Origin of the sequence: Haemophilus sputorum HK 2154, assembly GCF_000287615.1 — a bacterium.
Taxonomy (GTDB): Bacteria; Pseudomonadota; Gammaproteobacteria; order Enterobacterales; family Pasteurellaceae; genus Haemophilus_A; species Haemophilus_A sputorum.
This window is the reverse complement of sequence record NZ_ALJP01000007.1, coordinates 71,287-94,596: the sequence shown is the minus strand read 5'-3', so window position 1 is coordinate 94,596 and position 23,310 is coordinate 71,287. Positions and strand designations below refer to the sequence as shown.

At 37.3% G+C, this 23,310-nt stretch carries 22 protein-coding genes, 1 other RNA gene and 1 pseudogene; 7 read left to right on the top strand and 17 right to left on the bottom strand.

Annotated elements, in window-relative coordinates; translation table 11 throughout:
• Positions 1–43: 43 nt before the first annotated feature.
• The 9 genes from HMPREF1128_RS02220 to mlaF all read right to left on the bottom strand — a co-directional run bounded on the left by HMPREF1128_RS02220 (position 44) and on the right by mlaF (position 6,488).
• The gene (locus tag HMPREF1128_RS02220) at positions 44–643 is read right to left on the bottom strand and encodes an aminotransferase class IV family protein (protein WP_007523685.1); all 600 of its coding nucleotides are present in this window, start codon (positions 641–643) and stop codon (positions 44–46) included.
• A complete protein-coding gene (locus HMPREF1128_RS02215; RefSeq protein ID WP_007523911.1) occupies positions 621–1,589 on the bottom strand; it encodes an aminodeoxychorismate synthase component I in 969 nt (322 codons plus the stop codon). Before HMPREF1128_RS02215 ends, HMPREF1128_RS02220 begins: the two co-directional genes overlap by 23 nt.
• Before the next feature lie 54 nt (positions 1,590–1,643).
• Complete coding sequence (gene murA, locus HMPREF1128_RS02210) at positions 1,644–2,921, bottom strand: UDP-N-acetylglucosamine 1-carboxyvinyltransferase (RefSeq protein WP_007523868.1); 1,278 nt, start codon at positions 2,919–2,921, stop codon at positions 1,644–1,646.
• An 87-nt stretch (positions 2,922–3,008) separates the two neighbouring features.
• The gene (locus HMPREF1128_RS02205) at positions 3,009–3,269 is read right to left on the bottom strand and encodes a BolA family protein (protein ID WP_007523722.1); all 261 of its coding nucleotides are present in this window, start codon (positions 3,267–3,269) and stop codon (positions 3,009–3,011) included.
• A gap of 24 nt (positions 3,270–3,293) precedes the next feature.
• The gene (locus tag HMPREF1128_RS02200) at positions 3,294–3,620 is read right to left on the bottom strand and encodes an STAS domain-containing protein (RefSeq protein ID WP_007523776.1); all 327 of its coding nucleotides are present in this window, start codon (positions 3,618–3,620) and stop codon (positions 3,294–3,296) included.
• A gap of 7 nt (positions 3,621–3,627) precedes the next feature.
• The gene (gene mlaC / locus HMPREF1128_RS02195; RefSeq protein ID WP_007523884.1) at positions 3,628–4,266 is read right to left on the bottom strand and encodes a phospholipid-binding protein MlaC; all 639 of its coding nucleotides are present in this window, start codon (positions 4,264–4,266) and stop codon (positions 3,628–3,630) included.
• A gap of 114 nt (positions 4,267–4,380) precedes the next feature.
• A complete protein-coding gene (mlaD, locus tag HMPREF1128_RS02190; protein ID WP_007523899.1) occupies positions 4,381–4,896 on the bottom strand; it encodes an outer membrane lipid asymmetry maintenance protein MlaD in 516 nt (171 codons plus the stop codon).
• Positions 4,897–4,915: 19 nt separating this feature from the next.
• Entirely contained in the window at positions 4,916–5,692 is a 777-nt protein-coding gene (gene mlaE / locus HMPREF1128_RS02185) for a lipid asymmetry maintenance ABC transporter permease subunit MlaE (RefSeq protein WP_007523831.1), read from the bottom strand.
• A complete protein-coding gene (gene mlaF / locus HMPREF1128_RS02180) occupies positions 5,685–6,488 on the bottom strand; it encodes a phospholipid ABC transporter ATP-binding protein MlaF (RefSeq protein ID WP_007523864.1) in 804 nt (267 codons plus the stop codon). The genes mlaE and mlaF overlap by 8 nt, the downstream gene beginning before the upstream one ends.
• Before the next feature lie 263 nt (positions 6,489–6,751).
• Between mlaF and HMPREF1128_RS02175 the strand changes: the two genes are divergently transcribed.
• Positions 6,752–8,191, top strand: coding sequence for a DegQ family serine endoprotease (locus HMPREF1128_RS02175; RefSeq protein ID WP_029495422.1), 1,440 nt, complete (start codon positions 6,752–6,754; stop codon positions 8,189–8,191).
• Positions 8,192–8,287: 96 nt separating this feature from the next.
• Here the strand turns inward: HMPREF1128_RS02175 and HMPREF1128_RS02170 are convergent, their stop codons facing one another.
• Positions 8,288–8,983: a YggS family pyridoxal phosphate-dependent enzyme gene (locus HMPREF1128_RS02170; protein ID WP_007523833.1), complete on the bottom strand. Its 696-nt coding sequence runs from the start codon at positions 8,981–8,983 to the stop codon at positions 8,288–8,290.
• Positions 8,984–9,038: 55 nt separating this feature from the next.
• Here HMPREF1128_RS02170 and HMPREF1128_RS02165 point away from each other — a divergent pair, with 55 nt between their 5' ends.
• Complete coding sequence (locus HMPREF1128_RS02165) at positions 9,039–9,575, top strand: KdsC family phosphatase (RefSeq protein ID WP_007523827.1); 537 nt, start codon at positions 9,039–9,041, stop codon at positions 9,573–9,575.
• 315 nt (positions 9,576–9,890) lie between these two features.
• Here HMPREF1128_RS02165 and HMPREF1128_RS02160 read toward each other — a convergent pair whose 3' ends face one another.
• From HMPREF1128_RS02160 to rpoH, 5 genes are all read right to left on the bottom strand, one after another.
• A complete protein-coding gene (locus tag HMPREF1128_RS02160; RefSeq protein ID WP_007523908.1) occupies positions 9,891–10,346 on the bottom strand; it encodes a type II toxin-antitoxin system VapC family toxin in 456 nt (151 codons plus the stop codon).
• Between the two features lies 1 nt (position 10,347).
• Positions 10,348–11,457 carry an AAA family ATPase gene (locus HMPREF1128_RS02155; RefSeq protein ID WP_007523847.1) on the bottom strand — a complete coding sequence of 370 codons (1,110 nt, stop codon included), beginning with the start codon at positions 11,455–11,457 and terminating at the stop codon, positions 10,348–10,350.
• 150 nt (positions 11,458–11,607) lie between these two features.
• Positions 11,608–13,872, bottom strand: a complete 2,265-nt coding sequence (locus HMPREF1128_RS02150) for an AAA family ATPase (protein WP_007523684.1) — start codon at positions 13,870–13,872, stop codon at positions 11,608–11,610.
• A gap of 109 nt (positions 13,873–13,981) precedes the next feature.
• Positions 13,982–15,256: a hypothetical protein gene (locus HMPREF1128_RS02145; protein WP_007523798.1), complete on the bottom strand. Its 1,275-nt coding sequence runs from the start codon at positions 15,254–15,256 to the stop codon at positions 13,982–13,984.
• Between the two features lie 264 nt (positions 15,257–15,520).
• On the bottom strand, positions 15,521–16,483 hold the full coding sequence (gene rpoH, locus HMPREF1128_RS02140) for an RNA polymerase sigma factor RpoH (RefSeq protein ID WP_007523743.1): 963 nt from the start codon (positions 16,481–16,483) through the stop codon (positions 15,521–15,523).
• A gap of 86 nt (positions 16,484–16,569) precedes the next feature.
• Between rpoH and ssrA the strand changes: the two genes are divergently transcribed.
• From ssrA to HMPREF1128_RS02125, 4 genes are all read left to right on the top strand, one after another.
• Positions 16,570–16,936, top strand: a transfer-messenger RNA (tmRNA) gene (ssrA, locus tag HMPREF1128_RS10195).
• Between the two features lie 236 nt (positions 16,937–17,172).
• A complete protein-coding gene (locus HMPREF1128_RS02135; RefSeq protein ID WP_007523802.1) occupies positions 17,173–17,418 on the top strand; it encodes an integrase arm-type DNA-binding domain-containing protein in 246 nt (81 codons plus the stop codon).
• Positions 17,419–17,840: 422 nt separating this feature from the next.
• Positions 17,841–18,746 (top strand): HamA C-terminal domain-containing protein, encoded by a 906-nt coding sequence (locus HMPREF1128_RS02130; protein ID WP_007523854.1) that lies wholly within the window; start codon positions 17,841–17,843, stop codon positions 18,744–18,746.
• Entirely contained in the window at positions 18,746–20,872 is a 2,127-nt protein-coding gene (locus HMPREF1128_RS02125) for a DEAD/DEAH box helicase (protein ID WP_007523778.1), read from the top strand. Before HMPREF1128_RS02130 ends, HMPREF1128_RS02125 begins: the two co-directional genes overlap by 1 nt.
• 93 nt (positions 20,873–20,965) lie before the next feature.
• On the opposite strand, the pseudogene HMPREF1128_RS02120 reads toward HMPREF1128_RS02125, so the two are convergent.
• Positions 20,966–21,211 (bottom strand): annotated as a pseudogene (locus HMPREF1128_RS02120) (NAD(P)H-dependent oxidoreductase); the annotation flags it as partial.
• 9 nt (positions 21,212–21,220) lie between these two features.
• Complete coding sequence (locus tag HMPREF1128_RS02115; RefSeq protein ID WP_007523751.1) at positions 21,221–22,093, bottom strand: MBL fold metallo-hydrolase; 873 nt, start codon at positions 22,091–22,093, stop codon at positions 21,221–21,223.
• 140 nt (positions 22,094–22,233) lie between these two features.
• Here HMPREF1128_RS02115 and HMPREF1128_RS02110 point away from each other — a divergent pair, with 140 nt between their 5' ends.
• On the top strand, positions 22,234–23,187 hold the full coding sequence (locus tag HMPREF1128_RS02110; RefSeq protein WP_007523665.1) for a GlxA family transcriptional regulator: 954 nt from the start codon (positions 22,234–22,236) through the stop codon (positions 23,185–23,187).
• The last annotated feature ends 123 nt before the right edge of the window (positions 23,188–23,310 follow it).

The following is a 23,310-nucleotide window of genomic DNA, read 5'->3' as shown; positions in this document are numbered from 1 at the left end:
AGTTTAATTTTTAGTCAATAAATGATTGGATATTTATCAATTTTTATAATTTTATATTAGAAATGGGTAAAATATGACCATTTTCAAATAAATTTAGTGCATTAATGATCATCACTTTTTCGTAACGAAATAAATCCGATATTGGAAGCTTAATCAGCTCTACTTTTTGCTCATCTAACAATTTGCTTAACTGCGTGCCTTTAAGTAAATAATCCTCACTGCAATACCAGCGTCCTGCTTTAAAAAACAATAAATTACCAATCGTGCAATCGCTCACATAACCTTGATGAACAATCACGACTTCATCACTTTGGCTATTTTTCAGCGCTTCTAGTTGACTACGATCACTATATTTAAAGCGGTAGTCGATCTCATCAACATAAACACATTGCAAGGTTTGAATCTGGCGTGGCTGATAAGGAAAAAACGTTAATTCAAAATGATGTGCCGAATAATCTATTCGGCAACGAACAAGCCCTTGCTGATGCTCAGCTGGAACTTTAATCACTTCGGCTAATTGAAGATTCGGCTCAATTTGAAAATAATTGCGCATAGCATGTTCAAATCGAGCCTGATGATAAGCTAGATTTTGAGGCTTACCATCTATAATCGCAATGGTTTCAAACAGCGGAAATAGGGACATAGACTTTCTCCAATAACTCTTGATACTCTTCTTTCAATTGGCTTTTAGCTGTAATCCCGCCGCCACTTCTAAACCAGAACTGACCGTTGATTTGCTCAATATAGCGAATGGCAACGGCGCTATCGAGATTTTCTCCATCAAAATAGCCAAACACGCCTGTATAATAGCCACGCTTTCCTTGCTCTGCCTGCTGAATCACCTCTACCGTTTTCACTTTCGGTGCGCCACTAATTGAGCCGGCAGGCAGTAGTTTTGCTAAAATTGTGCCAATTTCCGCTTGCCAATTCTCAGCTAATTCACCACAAATTTCCGAACTGGTTTGATAAATAGCGCCTCGATGGGTTTGGACTAATTCTGCATAGCGGTATTTAGTTACTTCGATATGCTTAGAAACCAACGCCAAATCATTTCGGATTAAGTCCACAATCGTATTATGTTCGGTTTGTTCTTTATCAGATTCCATAAGCGTTGTCAGTGCATTGGGCTGTTCAGCATTTATGGTGCCTTTCATTGGATAGGCATAAATTTTATTTGCTTGGGTACGAACAAAGGTTTCTGGTGAGAAACAGACAAACTGATCTGGCAAATAAAGCTTATATTTCGCACTTGTTGCCGCAAAAATATCCGCCAAGCTGTAATTCATCTCAATTTGTGTTGGATAAGTTAAATTCAGTAAATAACTATTGCCGAGCTGAATCGCTTGTTGCACTAACGAAAAACCTTGCTCGTAATGCACAAATGGCATCGGTCTCATTTCAAAATGAAAAGGCGCTATCGGCTGAGGCAACTCAGCATTTTTTTTGCAATCGAATTCAAAAAATAGACCGCTTGCAGTAGCCTCTTCAACCGACATAATCAGCGGTTTTTCCTGTTCAAAATCAATTAAAAAGAAAAAAGGTTGGCGTGCTTTTCCTAATTGATTTGCGAGGTTAATAAAATTATTCATCATCTATCCGAATAAAAAATGACCGCGAATGCGGCCATTTTCAAAACTAGGAAATTACTCCCCTTCAAACGGGGCACGAAAACGTTCGATGTTTGCACCAATACCGCGTAATTTCTCTTCAATATGCTCATAACCGCGGTCAATGTGATAAATACGATCTACGATAGTTTCCCCTTCTGCGATACAACCTGCTAACACTAAGCTGATTGATGCACGTAAGTCAGTCGCCATTACTTCTGCAGACTTTAATTTTTCCACGCCTTGGCAAATAGCAGTATTGCCTTCAATTTCGCCTTTTGCCCCCATACGATTGAGCTCTGGAATGTGCATGAAACGATTTTCGAAAATGGTTTCCGTAATGCGACTGGTGCCTTCTGCCACTACGTTCAATAAAGTAAATTGCGCTTGCATATCCGTTGGGAAACCTGGATGTGGCATTGTACGGATATTAACTGCTTTCGGACGTTGTCCTTTAGAATCTAAAGTGATGCTGTCTTCCGTTACGGTCACTTCCATACCAGCTTCACGTAATTTTTCAATCACTGCGTCTAAAGTATCTGCTTTTGTACCACGACAAGTAATTTTGCCGCCTGAAATAGCTGCCGCAACTAAGAAGGTTCCCGTTTCAATACGGTCTGCAACGACGCGATGACAGCAACCACCTAATCCTTCAACGCCTTCAATGGTAATGGTATCTGTACCCGCACCTGAAATTTTTGCGCCCATGGCGTTTAAGAAATCTGCAGTATCGACAATTTCCGGCTCACGCGCTGCATTTTCAATTACGGTTGTTCCTTCCGCTAAGGTGCCCGCCATCATGACAGATAAGGTTGCGCCTACGCTCACTTTATCCATATAAATACGCGCGCCTTTTAAACGACCATTTGAAGTTGCTTTCACATAACCTTCATCTAATTCGATCGCAGCGCCCATTTTTTCTAAACCAGAGATATGCATATCTACAGGACGAGCTCCGATAGTACAACCGCCTGGTAATGATACTTGTCCTTCGTGGAAACGCGCCACTAACGGCGCAAGCGCCCAAATAGACGCACGCATGGTTTTCACTAACTCATATGGCGCAATATAGTGATCGATTTTGCTTGCATCAATTTGTACCGCACCTTTTTCATCACGTTCAACAACCACACCTAATTGGCGTAAAATTTTGAATGTAGTATCAACGTCTTTTAAATCAGGTACATTAGTTAAAGTAACGGGTTCTTGCGCTAAAATTGCAGCAAATAAAATGGGTAACGCAGCATTTTTTGCGCCCGAAATATCAACCGTTCCACTTAAAGTAACCGGCCCTTGCACACGGAATTTTTCCATCTAAATCCTACCTTTAATTCTTTTTATAAGATGCAAGCGGTCTATTTTGCAGATTATTTTGCAAAATAGACCGCTTGTTTGAAATGATTAGCCAACGATATTTAATAAGCGTTCTTTCTTCCACTGTTCGGTCGAGAACACTTTAATGGTTAATGCATGGATAGCGTTGGTCGAAAATAGCTCAGCTAACGGCGCATAAACTGCTTGTTGTTGTTTAACTTTAGTCAACTGTGCTAATTCATCACTGACGACAATCACGCCATAATGCGAGTTTTCGCCTTGTGCGTGAACTTCTGAAGCGTTAGGGAATGCTTGCTTGAGCATTTCTTCAATTTGTTTAGGTTCCATTGAAACAATCCTTAAAAATATTCGTTAGAGGGTATATTGCGCTAACCACTCATCTAAATCATATAATTCTGCCAAAGTAAAAATAACTTTAGGTGTATGAATTAAGTGATTGGCCGTTTGTTTGCCATAATGATTGAGCATTTCAGCAAGTAAGGTAAATCCTGCTGAGTCTAGATGGGTTAGCCCTGCTAAATCCCAATAAATCTGTTGGTTACCGCTTGGCGATAAAAAAGAAGCACGTTGCTTCCAAAGAGGAAGCAACGTGTTGCGGGTTAATTCACCAATGAGCGTTACCACTACACTTTCATTGTTTTGAGAGACCGCCCATTGTAATGTTTTTTCCGATTGCATAAAACGATTATTTGCTTAATTTGATAGGTTGTTTTGCTGCTTGTGCAACTTGGTTTGTTAACGCATCAATACCTTGTTGGCGTAACACACCACTCCATTCATTTTGTTTCGTTGCAACCATACTTACGCCTTCAGCCGCCATATCATAAGCTTGCCATTCGCCAGTTTTGCTGTTTTTGCGCCATTTAAAATCTAATTTAATTGGCTGTGCACCATTATTTTGTACTAAATTCACGCGAATGCTTACGATAGTTTTACCATCAACCGGTTTTTCGCTTTCGATTTGTACTTTTTGGTCTGTGTATTGTGTTAATACTTGCGCGTAAGCTTGTTCAACAAATTGACCAAATGCGTTGAAGAATGCTTCACGTTGTGCTTCAGTGGCAGATGAAAGGTTTTTACCTAACACTAATTGACCTGCATATTTGACATGCACATGTGGCATTAAATCGTTGCGCACAATAGTACGTAAATATTCTGGATTTGATTTAATTTTACTTTGGTTAGCCTTAATATCGCCAAATAATTTGTCTGACGCTTGTTGAGTCAATACATAAGGACTAGTTTCTGCGAAAGCTTGTGCAGAAACAAAAGTTGAAAATGCAACCACTGCGGTTGCGATAATTTTTTTAATTTGTTTGAACATTGAATAAACTCCAATATGTCTTAGAAAATTGCATACGGCAGTTAAAATGCCATATGCAGGAAATTGTTTCATTTTACCCGAAGTTCGGGGAATAGGCACGCAAAATAGCGTGTATTATTCAGCTTTCGACGCCTCAGTTTTTTCAGTTTCACTATTCGATGACTTTTTGTCGCCATATAGGAACTGACCGATTAAATCTTCTAATACCATAGCTGAATTGGTATCTGTAAAGCTGCTGCCTTCTTTCATATATTCCGTTTCGCCTTCCATCATAAAGCCGATGTTTAACGCAATATATTGTTCACCCAATAAACCTGCGGTTTTAATTGAAAGTGAGCTAGTGTCTGGGATTTTATTAAAATCTTGATTCACTGCTAATGCTACTTTCGGTGTATAGGTTTGTGCATCTAATTGAATGTCTTCAACACGCCCTACCACAACCCCGCCGACCTTTATCGGTGCACGCACTTTTAGTCCGCCGATGTTATCGAAAGTTGCGTAAAGAGTGTAAGTTTTCTCGGAAGTAAATCCTTGCACACCCGCGACACGCAAGCCTAAAAATACAAGAGCTGCTAAGCCTAATAGTACAAATAAGCCGACCCAAAATTCATATTTAATTGATTGACGCATTGTCTTTTCCTTTTGTGAATTAACCGCCAAACATAATGGCTGTTAAAATAAAATCTAATCCTAAAACCACTAACGAGGCGTTTACCACCGTTTTAGTTGTAGCTTGGCTAATACCTTCTGAAGTTGGCATTGAGTCATAACCGTTAAATAAAGCAATCCAAACTACTGCGAACGCAAAAATAATGCTTTTAATAAAGCCATTAGTTAAGTCGCTTAAATTAACGGAGTTTTGCATTACCGACCAGAAACTACCGCTATCAACGCCTTTCCAATCGACCCCAACTAATGAGCCACCCCAAATACCAATAGCCGTAAAAATTGCTGCTAATACAGGCATTGAAATCACACCTGCCCAAAAACGCGGTGCAATAATTCGGCGTAGTGGGTCAACTGCCATCATTTCAAGGCTTGATAGCTGCTCTGTTGCCTTCATCAAACCAATTTCTGCCGTTAATGCCGAACCTGCTCGACCTGCAAACAATAATGCCGTTACCACAGGCCCTAGCTCACGCAATAAAGAAAGTGAAACTAAGGTTCCTAAACTTGTTTCTGCGGCAAAATCAACCAGTACCACATAGCCTTGTAAACCTAATACCATGCCGATAAACAAGCCGGAAAGCATAATAATCAATAAAGATTGTACGCCTATTGAATATAGCTGTTTAATTAAAAGCGGGCTGTGCTTACGGAAATTAGGTTTGCCAACCAAAGCGCCCCAAAGCATAAAAGCAGAACGTCCGAAGGCGCGAATAAAATGAATGACAGAAGCGCCAACTCGACTAATAAAATCAATCATTAAATAGCTCCTCTGTATAATCTTTCGCCGGATAATGGAATCGAACCGGCCCATCTGCTTTACCCGACAAGAACTGCACGACTTGCTCATCTTGGCTGGCTAACAATGCTTGTGGTGTACCTTCTGCAATCACATGCTTATCTGCCACAATGTAAGCGTAATCGGCAATACTTAACACCTCTGCTACATCGTGCGAAACCACAATAGAAGTCAAGTTCATCGCTTGGTTTAATTTTTTAATCAATTCTACGATAACGCCCATACTAATTGGGTCTTGGCCCGCAAAAGGCTCATCGTACATAATTAAATCTGGATCTAACGCAATCGCGCGTGCTAATGCTGCACGACGTGCCATCCCGCCAGAAAGCTCAGAGGGCATTAAATCTGCTGCGCCTCTTAATCCAACTGACTCTAATTTCATCAACACCAATTTTCTAATCACTGCTTCAGGTAAATTGGTATGTTCACGAATCGGGAATGCCACATTGTCAAAAGTAGATAAATCGGTAAACAATGCGCCCGATTGGAATAACATGCCCATTCGCTGGCGAATTTGGTAAAGCTGTTTATTTGAGGCTTTCACGACATCTTCGCCATCGAATAAAATCTCGCCGGCATTAGGAATTAACTGGCCGCCAATTAAGCGGAGCAAGGTGGTTTTCCCAATCCCTGAAGGCCCCATAATGGCGGTGACTTTTCCCTTCTGCACTTGCAAATTCAGATTGTCGTAAATGACTCGCTCACCTCGCTTAAAGGTGAGGTTTTTTACCTCAATCAAGTTCTCTGTACTATGCATTCAGATAATCTTCTTCCTTATAATAAAGCGTGTATGCTCTATCAATTTGTTTCTAATGTCAAAGAGCTTTTAAAAGTTGACATTTGCAATCTAGTCATAAAATTTAACCGCTTGCAAATTTTTTATTGACTATTTTTCATTCATTTATTTACATTTTGATGAACCAATCTCAAAATGAGTCTGTCTTATCGACACAAGCAAACGCGCTTGGTTCCCCAAGTGGCATCGCTTGATTTTGTACAACACAAACATAAACAGGAAACATAATGAAAACATTTAAAAAATCTATTTTATCTGCAGCAATTTTAGGCCTTGGCATGGCTAGCTTACCAATACAAGCACAAGCAGAAATCAGCCTTCCATTTTTCTCAAACAACCCACAAGAACAAGCACCGTCTTTAGCGGATATGTTAGATAAAGTCCGCCCAGCTGTGGTTGCAATTTCTGTAGAAGGCAAAGCCAAAACTAGCCAAAGCCGCAGTTCTAGCCGTGATAGTTTAGACGGTCTTCCAGAAGATTTAGAAGATTTATTTAATGAATTTTTTGGTGGTCAAAGCAGCCGATCATCTGAACGTAGCGCTCCACAACGTCAATTTAGAGGATTAGGTTCTGGCGCAATTATCAATGCAGAAAAAGGTTATGTGATTACCAATAACCACGTGATTAAAGATGCGGATAAAATTACCATTAAGTTAGAAGATGGCCGTGAATTCCAAGCAAAATTAGTGGGTGCAGATCCGCAATCAGACGTTGCATTAGTTCAAATTCAATCTCCGAAAAACTTAACTGAAATTAAATTTGCAGATTCAGACAAATTACGCGTGGGTGACTTTGCGGTGGCTATCGGCAACCCATTCGGCTTAGGACAAACCGTGACTTCGGGAATTGTTTCTGCATTAGGTCGTTCAACGGGCAATATTGATGATGGCTACCAAAACTATATTCAAACAGATGCTGCGGTTAACCAAGGTAACTCAGGTGGCCCACTCATTAACTTAAAAGGCGAATTGATCGGTATTAACACTGCTATTCTTTCGCCAAGCGGTGGCAATGCGGGTATTGCATTTGCAATTCCTGCAAACATGGCAAATAACTTAATTCAACAAATCATTGAATTTGGTGAAGTAAAACGCGGTATGCTTGGCATCAAAGGAGGCGAACTTAACGCCGATCTTGCGAAAGAATTCAATATTGATGCACAACAAGGCGCATTCATTAGCGAAGTTTTACCAAACTCTGCAGCATCTAAAGCTGGCTTAAAAGCAGGCGATGTCATTACCGAATTAAACGGTCAAAAATTACGTAGCTTTGCTGAATTACGTGCCAAAATTGCTACGGCAGGCGCAGGTAAAGAGTTTGAATTAACCTACTTACGCGATGGAAAAGTGGAAAAAGCGAAAGTAACATTACAATCTGATGGCGATGCACCAACTGCAAGCGCAACTGACTTGTTACCTGCATTAACTGGGGCACAATATAGCAATTACAGTAAAGATGGCTTAAAAGGGGTAGAAATTTCTAAAGTAGAAAAAGGTTCACCTGCAGAGTTACGTGGCTTGAAAAAAGGCGATGTGATTATCGGTATTAACCGCACCCAAACTGAAACCATCAGTGATTTACGTAGAGCCCTTGATGCAAAACCATCTGCAATTGCACTTAACATCGTGCGTGATGGCGCAAATTTCTATGTACTTATTCAATAATTTGTAAAATCTCGATAAAAAATGCCCGCTTGTTTGCGGGCATTTTAGTCATTACAGAATCAAAATCTTTTGTATTCCATCTGGCATAACGCTTCTTTATTCAGCTTTCACGCCATAATCTCTGGCGCCAAAAACGGCAGTGCCAATACGCACCATCGTTGAACCACATTCAATTGCAGCCGCCATATCATCACTCATTCCCATTGAAAGCGTGTCTATTCCTTCAAATTCTGTTTGCAAGCGGTTAAAAAGTTGCTGCATTTTACTCAGTGCGATTTTTTGCTGCGCTGGTTCATGTTCAGGTTTTGGAATAGCCATTAAACCACGCAGTTTTAAATTTGGTAATAACGCAATTTCTTTGGCTAACGGCAGCATTTCTTCTGGCGCAATACCAGACTTAGAAGCTTCATCACTAATATTGATTTGAATCAGCACATTCAATGGCGCCTTATCAGCTGGGCGTTGCTCACTTAAACGTTGAGCAATTTTAAGTCTATCCACCGTTTGAATCCAATCAAAATGAGCAGCCACTAATTTGGTTTTATTTGATTGAAGTGGCCCAATAAAATGCCATTCTAGGTCGGTTTGCTGATTAAAATAAGCAATTTTCTCCACGCTCTCTTGCACATAATTCTCACCAAAGGCTTTTTGCCCTGCTTGAATTGCCTCTTCAATAGCGCTGACTGGCTTAGTTTTTGATACCGCCAATAAGCGCACATTTTCACGTTGAAACTGCGCGGAAAGTGATTCAATTTGTTGCTGAATTTGCGCTAAATTTTGTGAAATCGACATTTTACCCTCCTAAAATTATAATAGTGTCATCTTATCATATTGAGGAACTGACAGAATGGATTTAACCAAGATTAAATTAGTCATCACTGATGTCGATGGCGTACTCACTGATGGCGGTTTATATTACACCGCAGAAGGTGAAGTCATGAAACGTTTTCATGTACATGACGGACTTGGCATGAAAATGCTCCAAACTTGTGGCATTCAAGTCGGCGTCATTTCAGGTGGGGATCATCCACTATTACGCAAACGTCTTGAAGTGTTAAAAGTGAATTTTGCCAAATTAGGCAAAATGGAAAAACGCACGGCATGTTTTGAATTGATGGAAGCCGCAGGCGTAACCCCTGAACAAACCGCATTTATCGGCGATGATACCCTTGATTTACCTGCATTTGAAGTTTGCGGTTTAGCGATTGCTACTCGCAATGCTCACGATTATGTGAAGCAACAAGCGGACTGGGTTTTAGAAAAAGCAGGTGGTGAAGGCGCATTTCGAGAAGTGTCAGATAAAATCCTTGCAGCACAAGGATTTGAAGAAATTTTTAGCACTGCAGATGGTTTCTTAACTATTGCACAAAAAATGGCGCAGTAGTTTTATCCACAATCACTAAACAAGCGGTCTGATTTTGTCAAACTTTTGCAGCATTATGTATGCCTTTTTATAATGTTCTAAACCAATTAAAAACCTTAAGATATCTGTTAAACTGAATCTATGTGCCTAGGTTACTTAAAAGTTAGCATATATTTTGCTAGAAACCTAAAAAGAACGCTGTCAAATTCAGTAAAAATTTTACTAAATTTAATCATTTGGAACATTAACTGGTATACCAATTTTCTAAAATGAGGTTGAAAAAACCTAAGAACTTTATCGTTCGTCAAAAAATTGGTTAAGATATATAATATCGCGCTATTGATTCGTAAATTCAGAATAAAGCGATTCCCACGCAGCAATATCTTCATCTTCAGAAGCTAACATAAGCCCATTCTGCTTAGCTGTGGCAAAGTGCATAATATCAAAATTATGCTTATTAATTTTCTTTGGCGTTTGTCCATTATCTTGGCGCAAACGTCTTTCATATCGAAATAGTCCAGCCGCCAAATCTGCAATCGGCTTATCAATATTCAAATTGCTTAGGCTATTTAATACCTCAAGATGTTTTTCGTAATTAGGAATATCCGCCCAATCAACACCACGCAATACCTCATAATAAATAAGTGGTGTAATATAAACAACATTTTGCGAATCTGATAACAACTTACGTAAAAGCTCTGCTTCTAGGCTTTGATTATCTTTAATTGCCGCAATTAAGATATTCGCATCTAATAATACTTTATTGTTTGAAGAAGCTTGACTTACCGACATATTAAGCTCCTAATAGATATAATAACGCCTTCTTCATATCAGATTGGCTTTCTGCTGTAGTATTTTCAAGTCGTAATTTATTAAGGTTTACCCCAAATGCTTCTTCTAATAAATCAATTAACGCGGCTTGCCCTGCATTTTGAATAGGTTTAGTGACCACAACATCATTTTCTCGAACTAATTGATAAGCTGCCCCATCAACAAGTTGAGTTAATACCAAGGAAGAGTGAGTGGTAATCACAAAATAGGTATTAGGAAAAATTTTGGTCAGCAACGGCAATATCTTTGTTTGCCATTCGATATGTAGATGGCTTTCAATTTCATCAATCAAAACATAACCTTCTACTTGTTCAATATCTTCTGCATTCGTAAAGTAAGAATAGCCTGCAACAATAGATTGAACAATTTTAATTAAAGAAGCAAACCCACTACTTAATTCACTCAAATAATGCGTTTTTCCATCTAATTTAATGGTTACACGTTCCCCATCTGGCGATTTAAAATCTTCAGGATCAGCACTAATGCGAGCATCGATCTGATTTAAAATTCGCAATACAGCTAACAATTCCACTTCACGATTATTTTCACGAAGTTGATACCGATTAGATGAATTTGCTCTTTGGATAAACCATTCATCAATCGACCCTTGCATATTTAAGGTAGAAAAACCATGTTGCATTTTATTAATAACAGATTTTATATAAGCTTCTTTTCTTGCCTTAAATTCACCTATTGCCCCATCAACATTACCCTGTTTTTGTTGAATTTCCCCACGATTTTGTGCAGCTAAATAAATTACGGGGAAATCATGAAAATCTTTAATTTTCATAGCATCAGCTATTGTTATATATAAATCTTTGCGGACAAATTCAGAAACCTGAGTCTTATTAACCAATGCCTTTTCAAATACAATTTTGGCAGAATCAACATAAAAATTATTCGCCACATATTTATTCGAGAATAATAGTTGCGTGTAAAGAGATTCCAACGTTTTTGTTTTACCAACTCCATTAGAACCAATAATCACATTCATTTTTTTATTAGAGAGCTGTAACTTAATATCGCCAACTCCCTTTACATTTTTAAATTCAATATGCTGATCTAATAACATACTGCAATCCTATTTTTGCTTGTAAAGTATAGATATAAGGTTAGTTTACCATTTAGTGAACTCAAGCGATTAAATTCAGCAAAAATTTTGCGAAAAACGACCGCCTTCAAAGGAAAAGGACTATAGATACTATAATCTAGTTACTTTAGGTTATTGAATAATTGCACCTAAAAATCTTTCCGAATGCATTACCCCTGAACTAGTAAGCAAAATCCCACTGTATTCAGCAAAAATAGCTTGCGTCACTTCTTGCGTATATTCTACTCCCCACGCTAGCGAAGAGTTTCGTCGTTTTTTCTTAAATGCTTTCCTAACACTACATATTAAATCACCTTTAGATACAAACTCCCCATTTTTACTAAGCCAGTTAGTTTCTATAATTCTATCGTCATCACTACCAACAAAAATAAGTTTTTTATTCAATTCCGTATTTCTTATTAAAGCATCTTTTATTTCTCGATTTTCACTTAGGACTAATTTATTTACTATTTCAGAAAACATACATTTATTTTTAGCAAGAAGTATTTTAGGATAATTCGCCCCATATTCTAATATAACTTCTTGGTTCTCCAACAGATCAATTTTATTATTCTTAAATAAGTCATCAATTCTTGATTTCTTATCTCCATCAGCCCAATAAGATAACGCTAACGCAAACGATATATTTTTATGTTGATAAATAATATCTAATAAATCTTCATTATAATCATCGTGCTCTTTATCTAAAGATAATTGTTCATCTAATAATCTAGTTGGGCAATTTGGATTTCTAAATGCGGCTTCATAGACATCACTGTCCTCATCTTTAACCAGTTGCTCTAGAATTTCTTCGGTAACATTTTCATCTTGAGCTACTTTAACACGCACAAGATAGTTCGGATCTTTTGCCATTTTTACCATTTGAGCAATACTCAATCCATCATTCTCAGACGCTGGCGATAAATAGAGTTCATCAAATTTTTTCTCATATTCGCCCACTTTATCTTTTAAAGTTTTACGCAGTGGCGTGGTTTTGCGGATGGCTTCTAATAATAAATCTTGTGTAAGGATTTTATTATTGCTAATAAACGCTTTTTTCACCGCTTCAAAAATCGCATTTTCAATATCAGCCCCCGCATAGTCGCGACATTCGCTGGCAAGGACATCAATATCAAATTCGCTTGCCTTTTGTTTCGCTTTGGTAAGATGGATTTCAATGATTTTTTTACGCTCTTTTTTGGTTGGGAAGCCGACATAGAAAATCTCATCAAAACGCCCTTTGCGTAATAATTCAGGTGGCAATGCGGTAATATCATTAGCAGTAGCGATAATAAACACAGGAGCACTTTTCTCTTGTAGCCACGTTAAGAAATAGCCGAGCAGACGCGAGCTAACTTCAGAAGCGTTGTTACCAGTCATCCCTATAAAGGCTTTTTCCAGTTCGTCTACCCACAACACGCACGGACTGATGCTCTCCGCCATTGCTAACGCTTTTCGCATATTGGTTTCACTTTCGCCCACATATTTACCCAGCAACGAGCCAATATCTAAACGCAACAGCGGTTGTTGAAATAATGCTGCCGCTGCTTTTGCCGTAAGCGATTTACCACAACCAGGCATCCCCGCAATCAACGTGCCTTTTGGAGCTTTTACGCCAAACTCTTTTGCCGCTTGAAGATTTTTCACAATATAGCTTTGATCTTGCAACCACGCTTTGAGTTTTTCTAAACCGCCAATATCCTCAATTTCTTCATTCACCTTCACCATTTCCAACACGCCACTTTTGGCAATAATTTGCTCTTTTTGTTGTTGGATTTCGGCAAGAATGGCTTTTTCATTTTCTGCGTTTAATTCTCCATGTTTATTTTTGAGTAAATTTAATAATTGCTGAATATCTAATTCATTCAAACCAGAAAGTGCGGTGCTTAGACGAACCGTTAATTCATTTGCAATTTTTTCTTGTTTTAACACCGCTTGTATTTGATTTTGATCAGGCAGTGTTAATTCTAAAAGCGTAATAAGCGGTTCAATTTCATTCGGCAAATACACATCGGCAGATTGTAAAATTACTGCACTCTCGCCTTTATAATCATTCAAGGTATCTAATAGATATTTTAAACGGGCTAATGCCACAGGATTATTTTCTAATCCTAATTTAACATCTTTAATTAAAATGAGATTATTTTCTAAATCTTCGTAGCGAAGATGATTAAATATCTTCTCAAAACTGGTTAGGCTGTCATCAATACTTTCTTTATTCTCAAATTTCACTCTGCCGTAAGCTAAATTATATTCGATCACATTAAATCGAAGCTGATTAACCACCTCACCAATTAATCTATCCGCACGAGCTAATTCGCTCGTTTTTAAATAAAAGGCCGTGTAACCTGCTTGAATATAATCAATAATTTGTTGTGTTAAATTTTGTTCTTTCATATTTATTCATAGTGGGGGATGAAATGAAATTTTACGCACGAAAGCGGTTTATTTTTAAAGAATATTTGCAATACGTATGTGGATTACTCAAATCTACACACTTTTCCTATTAAAACCAATTAAGAGGATTTAATTTACTTTCTTTTACTGCATCCCAAACCTCTTTTCCCTTAGAAATCGTTGTTTTTATAGCGTCTTTTACTGAATCAATTGCCTTATCCGCAACTTTCTTTGCAGTTTCTGCCATTGGTTTAACCACCTTGCCACTAACCCAACCACCTGCTTTTTCTCCAAGAAAACCACCAACTATGCCGCCAATTGCCGCACCTGCTGGGCTAAAAAGTGAACCTGCCATCGCACCTAATTTTGTTCCTAATTTCGTCCCATTTTGGCGTAAAAACAGATCCGCCTTTTGCTCCAAATTGGTAATGGTTTGAGCTGCCACAAATTTTGCTTTTTCTGCGACTGCCTCTGTTGCAGAAATAACACCTTGCTCAACTTTATCAAATAAGCGAATATCGTCCCAACCATTTGCCACATTTAAGGTAAGATCTTGCACGCGACTTAAAATCGCACCTGCTTTACCCGCAACTTCTTCCAATTTATCTAATCCTGCAAAGGCATCTTTAATCCAACCTTTTTTGGCAGAAATTACCACACCACCTGAAACCGCAATTTGCACACCTTTATTTTCAGCACTATCCACCGCGCCACGAATAATTTTCTGCAATTCTTCTTCGTGCGAAAGATTTTCCTTACCCAAAAACGAATTCACTAAACGAGCAGTAGCACTTTTTAAACCCCACCCCATCAGGTTTAATTGAGCGTTTAATTTTGCCCTCTTAATAGTTTTTTCTACAATCGTAGTCTCTTCAACAGGAAGATCAATCACTTGCCCTGTTAACGTACCAAATTGATTACGGTTAGCCTCCGCCAAAGAACTGTCTATTTTTTGGGCTAATTCCGTTGCATCAAGCTGATATTCTTGTGCAATTTCATTGATCTTATTCTTGTAAAAACCTTCTACAGTTTTGCCTCTTTTCTCAAGATGTTTTTCTAATGCTACTTGATTGGTTGCAAGGTTTTCAATCGTGCTAATAATGGTATTTGCCGTGTCGATTTTCTCTTGCTCACTTTCCCAAATATCAGGATATAGGTCAAAACGAAATTTCAGCCACTGATCAATCGGTTGATGGCGACCGCTAGCCAAATAATCATCTAAAAAGGCATTGATGGTTTGAAAAGTGTTTTTCTTCGCCTCATCATTGGCAAAAAGTGCATTTTCTGCTTTTTCTGCCAATGCATTTTGAGTTTCATCTTGTTTAAGATTTTTGAAAAGTTGGTCGATTTGTTGTACCTGAGTGGTGATTTGATTGTCTTGCATAAAAATAGCCTCGAAAAAATAGGAATTCAAGACTATTTTAGCAAAAATTACTGCGAAGTTGATTCATAAAAAAGAATTTAAAAAGTCTGTAAATTTAACTTAAAAAAGTTCTGAACATATATTTGATCTCACAAAATAAGATACGATTATCTTATTTGAAAAAAATCCTCCCATCTCTATAAGAACTACGTAAAATATAACTGATAAAAAATTTGTGCAAAGCCACATAATTTATAAACTTTTGCAAAATCAGACCGCTTGTGATTAGTCTAGCGTAACGGCATCTTTAATTTTCTTCAGTGCTGCATTTTCTAGCTGGCGCACACGCTCGGCAGAAATGTTATATTTATCCGCAAGTTCCTGAAGCGTCGCTTTATTTTCATCTAACCAGCGGGTTTTGATAATATCTTGGCTACGTTCATCAAGCGTCGAAAGCGCATAAGCAAGTTGAGCGGTTGCTTCCCCCATTTGCTCTTCATCTTCCAGTTCGTCTGCAAAATTTGAGCTGTTGTCTTCTAAATACATGGAAGGAGTGTAGGCTTCACTATCATCTTCGCCTACTGGCAAATCAAAACCTAAATCCTGCCCAGTCATTCTAGATTCCATCTCTCGCACTTCTTGCGGAGAAACACCTAAATCATCTGCAACTTTCTGAATTTCGTCCTCATTAAACCATGCCAAACGATGCTTATTTTTACGCAAATTAAAGAACAATTTACGTTGTGCTTTCGTGGTTGCCACTTTCACAATACGCCAATTTTTCAGCACATATTCGTGAATTTCTGCTTTTACCCAGTGTACGGCAAAAGAAACCAAACGCACGCCAACATTTGGGTCAAAGCGCTTTACTGCCTTCATTAACCCAATATTCCCTTCTTGAATCAAATCCGCGAGCGGTAAGCCATAGCCCAAATACCCACGGGCAATGTGTATGACAAAACGCATATGCGATAAAATCAGCTGTTTTGCAGCTTCTAAATCTTCATCATAGTAATAACGTTCCGCAAGTTCTTTTTCTTGCTCGGCGCTTAGAATCGGATATTGATTAGCGATGCGAATATAGCTATCCAAATTTCCTTGCGGAACAGGCATACCGCCTTGAAGCAATGCTGGATGAACGGCTTTCTCTGCTTCCAATGCTTCTAATTCATCAGGATGAATAGGCTCAGCCTCTTCCGATTCAATCACTTCTGCATCTTCAATCAAATCTTCATCATATTTATTCATAAGCGTCTCTTTATTTTGTCTCGGCGGGAGACTTGCAAAAATGTTTGCAGATCTTACCGCTTTCCTTTAAAATTTCCAAACTTTTTGGGGCTGATTCTGGATTCGACGGGATTAGCGAAGCCCAAGGTGCACGTCGAGGTGCGGTAGGCCTCGTAAACAAACCGCAAAAAAATAGTCGCAAACGACGAACAATACGCTTTAGCAGCTTAATAACCTGCCTTAAAGCCTTATCGCCTCAGCTTCCGCTCGTAAGACGAGGAGTTCGATAAGTCACCCAAAACGAGATCGTGTGGACGCCGCCGTTTGAGGATCGAAACACTAAATTAAATCAAACTAGCCTATCACTTGCGTGTCTGTCCGCTGGCGGTAGGTGAAATTAAAGACTAGACTAAACGTGTAGTGCTGAAGGTAGAGTAATTTCGGACGCGGGTTCAACTCCCGCCAGCTCCACCAAATTGAATTCCAAACAAGTGTTATAAAGTCCGATAAAGCCTTGGTATATAAAGCCCAAGGCTTTTTTATTGTCCTATTTAATCCTATCCATTCCAACCTAATCCAACGATTTTAGTAACACCGATAGTAACACCATAATAAAATAACTTAAACCGATGTTACTACAAGCATTAAGAACCTTGTGCTGCAAGGCTTTTACCGCTTCTTATATTTCTTAAATGACAGGTGATTCTGCTATGCCAAGAACAACAAAATCTTTAACAAACACCGAAATAGACAGAGCAAAGCCGGCTGAAAAGGAATACAACCTTTCCGATGGCAATGGATTATCCTTAAGAGTTAAAACTAATGGTTCTAAGCTATGGATCTTTAATTATTATCATCCTTTCACTAAAAAACGTAAAAATATCAGTTTAGGTATTTACCCTGAGTTGTCGCTTGCTCAAGCTCGTAGAATAAAAGATGAATATCGCTCATTATGATCTGACCGCTTGACTATCTCTCAAATTCCTTTTTCAAAATTCCTTCCAGTATTTCAAAGTCTTTCAAGCCCCTTGGTGGCGTAACGGTTTCGTATGGACGGTATAAAAACAGTTGTCATTTTTGAATCTCCACTTCAGGAAACAAGCGAACAAGCTGCCCTGATTTTAGATAAGGATCACACAAGAAATCACTCAACATCCCTGCTAATTTTCCTTGTAATATCTCCAATAAATAGCTATCAATACGATGAGTAAAATATCTAGTTTGCTTATATCATCATCCAACCAATAATTGGCTATATGTTCTTTTGATAAAATGATAGAATCAACAACAGTTTAACTTTTATTTTTATGGAAATATTGTAATATCAATTTATGTAATAATTTGACTTATTATTCGTATAGATAAGGAGTAACCTATTATGGATTATCCAAAACATCCAGAACCTTTTTTAGAACTAAAAATTCATAATCTTGATTCAACCCCGCCAATATCTGCTCTGTGTGCAGGCTATGAATGTGGAGAGTGGAGATCTTCTCAATTAGCTGAACATGCTATGGAATGGTTACCTGAATTCTGCCTAACTGCTAACGAATTGAAAAGTATCACTTCTAGTAATGCTTTAAAAATGATTAGAAAAGCTGCACAATCAGTGTACCAAACAGATAAATATAAAAACCGTGGCGAGTTTGGTGAACTTTTCTTACATATAATATTACGCCAGATTTATAGTTCTATTCCTGCTATCAGTAAGATTTATTTTAAAGACGCAGTTAATAATACTGTAAAAGGTTTTGATGCAGTCCATATCATTAATATAAAGGATACAAAGGATACAAAGGATACAAAGGATACAAAGGATACAAAGGATACATTTGAATTATGGCTAGGAGAAGTTAAGTTTTATAACAATGCTAGACAAGCTATTTATGATGTAATAGGTGAAATTCAGGAGCATACTAAACAAGATTATCTAAAAAATGAAAAGATGCTGTTATTGAATAAAATTGATATCGACCCAAAATCACCTTTTTATCCTATCTTATCAAAATTACTTGCTCCTAATACATCTTTAGATGAATTATTTGATTGTGCCTGTATTCCAATTCTTATCACTTACGATAGTAAAACTTTAAAGAAACACACAAAAACAACTAAAGAATTTAATCTTGAATTAGAACATGAAGTAATGAAAGTTTTTGATGATTTTAAAAATAAAATATCAAATCTAACTATACCAATTAAACTTCATGTTTTTCTATTACCTCTTCAAGAAAAATCAGTGTTAATTAAAAAATTAGATGAAGAATTAAAAAGGTTACAATAATGTTTACAAGAAATGATATAGAGAAGATTCTCAAAAATAGTAATCCTATTAATGTTGATACTGCATTTATTATTCTTCAATCAATGTATTACCTAGCAAATACTAATAATATAGAAGATAACAGCACTCAACAGCTTCTTCTTAGAATTTTAGATAGAAAAGAGGAATTTAACTCTTTTAGTGATGCTTTAAATGGCCTTGTTCGTCATTTTGGCTTATATCCTTATTTAGACACTGATAATATTACCATAAAAGATGCTTTTGTAAGGGAGCTACATAGACCATCTCTATTGACAGAAAATAACTCAGGTAATGAAGGGATAGTCTTCCACAAAGTACAATCTGAAATTTTCCAACATCTAATAAATGGGGAAAATATTATACTAAGTGCGCCAACTAGTTTTGGAAAAAGTACTTTAATAGATTCTTTAATTGAAAGTCAAAAATTTGAAAATATTATTATTATTGTGCCAACAATTGCACTTATTGATGAAACTAGAAGAAGGATATCCTCTCTAAAAACAGAACATAAAGTTATTACACATGCTTCACAGGAAAAATTATCGAAAAATATCTTTATACTAACACAAGAACGAGCAATTGACTTTCCTGATCTTCCTAATTTCGATCTTTTTATATTGGATGAATTCTACAAATTAGATCCTCGAGAGGATTCCGAAAGAGCGATGACTTTAAATCTTGCTTTCTATAAATTGTATAAGAAATCCAAACAATTTTATTTATTAGGTCCAAATATAAACAACATACCTAATGGATTACCCGAACGCTTCCAGTGTAAATTTATTAAAACAGACTATTCGACAGTTGTGACTGAAGTAATCCATATCCATCCTCAAAAAGATCATTTTGATGAATTGATAAATTTATGTAATTCAATTAAAGGTTCAACACTAATTTTTTGTGCATCTCCTAATAAAGCAAGAAAGATTACAAGACTACTTACTGAAAAATGCTCGCAGTTAAAAGATAATTATCTAAATAATGAAGCCAACTGGATTGCAGAAAATTATCACCCAGACTGGACTTTAGTTAAAGGATTAAGAAAAGGTATTGGTATGCATCATGGAAAAATTCCTAGAGCCATAGCATATTTATGTGTTAAAAATTTCAATGAAGAAAAGATACAATTTTTAGTTTGTACTTCAACGTTAATTGAAGGAGTAAATACAAAAGCAAAAAATGTAATTATTTTTGATAACAAAATTGCCAGAAATAAGTATGATTTCTTTACTTTTAATAATATAAAAGGTCGCTCAGGACGAATGTTTAAACATTTTATTGGAAATGTATATTTGTTTAATAACCCTCCCCAAGAAGAACTTCCTCTAGTTGATATTCCTATTTTTTCTCAAGATGAATCTAATACCACGGATTCTCTTTTAATTCAGCTTGATAAAGATGATATGACAATGGAGTCTTGGAAGCGTATTCAGAAGTATCATAACCAATCTATTTTAAGTATTGATACATTGCGTAGTAATTCAGGAATAAACCCAGATTATCAAATTGAGCTCGCAAAATATTTATTGGAACATCAATATATTTTAGAAGGATTAAGTTTTATCTCAAATCCTAGTTACGAACAATTGGAAGTATTATGTTGTTTAATTTGGGATCATTTTATTCATTCGAAAAGCTATTCTGATATTTATTCAGGAAAACAACTGGCATTTAAGTTAAATCAGCTAAAGCATAACCAACTTAAAGAGATTATATTAAATGAAATAAGCCAAGGTATTGAGGCTGATGATGCTGTAGAAAATACATTAAACTTTATCAGACAGTGGGCTCAATTCCACTTTCCTCGATTTGCAATGGCTGTTTCTCGTATTCAGAATGAATTAGCAGAGAGATTAGGAATAGAAAAATCAGATTACTCTTTCTTTTGTACTCAAGTTGAAAACCTATTTAAAGATCCAGCCTTGATCGCATTAGATGAGTATGGATTACCATTGCCATTAGCTGAAAAAATAGAAAATAAATTAAACCCAGAAGGGAAATTGGATATTGCAATAGATAACTTATCTAAATTAGACCTTGAGCTTTTAAATAATCTAACTGCCTTTGAAAAAAAGCTCCTCCAAGACGTTAAAAATTATATTTAATGATATTCCTCTCTCTCCCTGCCTGTAGATTTGATGATAGAAAAATAAAAAAGGTGAGCCCAAATGCTCACCTTCTAAACTAATAGTTTGCAATTAGCCAAATACTTTTTCCAAATGTGCTTGGTAATCGGTTAAGTATTGTTCTACTTGTGGATTTTTAATCACGTCGCTACATAAAAATGTCGGCAGACGGTTCAAACCGATGAACTCGTTGAGTTTGTGGAAGTGCATATATAAAGCATCCACACCTTTACCTTCGAAGAAGTCACCTTTGCGGGTGAATGCTTCAATCGGCGCATTCCAAGTAAGCGAAAGCATGTGTTTTTTGCCTTGCAACAAGTGCTTATTTTAAAATTTCACTGTTTCACCGTCTTCTGGAATTACTACATTTTCAAGCTTGTTTGCTTGGATAAATTGGCGTAAATCCTTACGGTAAACAGACATATGGTTTACCGCATCCATGTGCACTGTGATAAGTTTTGTATTTGGTAGCATTTGGCGAGCATGGGCAACATCTTGTAACCCCATAATAATGCCGTCATTCGGAAAAGCTAAGGTACGCGCATCACCGGTGTTCATAATCATTACATCAGGTTTATAACGATTAATGGCTTTGTTTACTTCGGCAGTCCAAATTGTGTCACCAACCAAGTAAGCAGTTGGATGACCTTTCGCTTGGAATATTACACCCATCGCCTCATCTAAAATCTCAGCTAATTGTGGTACAGCGTACATTTCCGTTGTGCCGTGAGAACCGCCGGTTTTATTTAAAATAATACCTTCGAACTCCACCGGTTTTTCTAGCGATAAACTGGTTATGTTAGTAAAACCTTGCACTTTGAGTAAGTCGCCATCCCGTTCATGTTGCACAAAAATTTTGATGGATTTAGGTAAAATTTTTTGTGCAACCTCATCCCAATGATCTTCATGTGTATGAGTCAAAATAATGGCATCAACATCTTTGAAAGTATCTTCTGCTTTCATCGGCAATTCTACAAGTGGATTACGCAAATGGCTATTTAATGTCCCTTCAAAGCCTGCATAACGTCCTTTTTCAGCAAGCATCGGATCAATTAAAAAAGTTTTCCCTGCGTAGTTCAGGCGACCCGTGGCATTTCGGATATGTTGGTAGCTATCAGTGTTTTTAGAGGCAAGATCTACAGCGAAAGTATTTGCGCTAATAGCCAATGCTGTAATGCTAATTAAGGTTTTTAAGTTCATTGTTTTTCCTTTTCTGTACGTTATTGAATGAATAAACATATTATAGTGAGAACAAAATTGCGCAAAAATAGATAAAAAATCAATAAACGTAATAATCGGGTCATTTTGTGCTATGCTCATATCAAAGTAGGAGAAATAAAATGAATACACCCACAGTTGCTTTGATTGTGTATGAACAAATAATGCCCATTCATTTTGCGATGGCATATTCCGTTTTTTCTATGTCGGATTTAAACGGCAAGCCGTTATTTAACTGTAAAATCGTTAACGATTCGGACAACCTGACAAACTCGCTATTTCACATACATTTAGATGGAGGTTTAGAATGGTTGGAGAATGCCGATATTGTTGTGATGACTGGATGGCATGATACTCAAGTGATGCCGAGTGAGGCTTTATTAACAGCATTACGGCAAGCGTATCAACGTGGTGCGACAGTAGTGGGTTTATGTTATGGCGCCTATGTGTTGGCGTGCAGTGGCCTACTTAACGGCAAAAAAGCAACCACACATTGGCTGGGATATAGTGATTTTACTAATCGTTTTCCGCAGGTGAAATGGGATTTAAATCCCATTTATTTGGAACAAGATCGACTGATTACCTCTGCAGGAACGGCCGCTTCCATGGATTGTTGCCTTTCTATTGTCCGTAAATTATATGGTGTGAAAATTGCCAATCATATTGCCCGAATACTGGTTATCCCCCCTCATCGTGAAGGCGGACAAGCACAATTTATCGAACGCCCTATTTCTCGTTCCACACCTAATCACAATATCAATGCGTTGCTTGCTTATTTAAATGAAAATCTGACCGCACTTCATTCGACTGATAGCCTTGCCGAACGTTTGTCAATGAGCCGTAGCACTTTCACCCGACATTTTCGCAAAGCAACCGGAATGTCATTAAATCAATGGTTAATTGAAGCAAGGCTACAGCGAGCAAGAGAGCTTTTGGAAAGCACAGATTTATCTATTACTGACATTTCAGAACAAAGTGGATTTCATAGCGATACTGCCTTGCGTCAGCATTTCTTGAAGAAACATAAAATTTCACCAAATCGCTGGCGTAAGCAGTTTCAAATTGAGGATGTTTAGATCTTTTTATTTTAAAGTGCGGTCAGATTTCAAAGTATTTTTGCAAATTCAATTCAAAATTAGACCGCTTGTGTGATCTAAACTCAGTCTATTCCTCTTCCTCTCCCTGTTAGGAAATTTGAT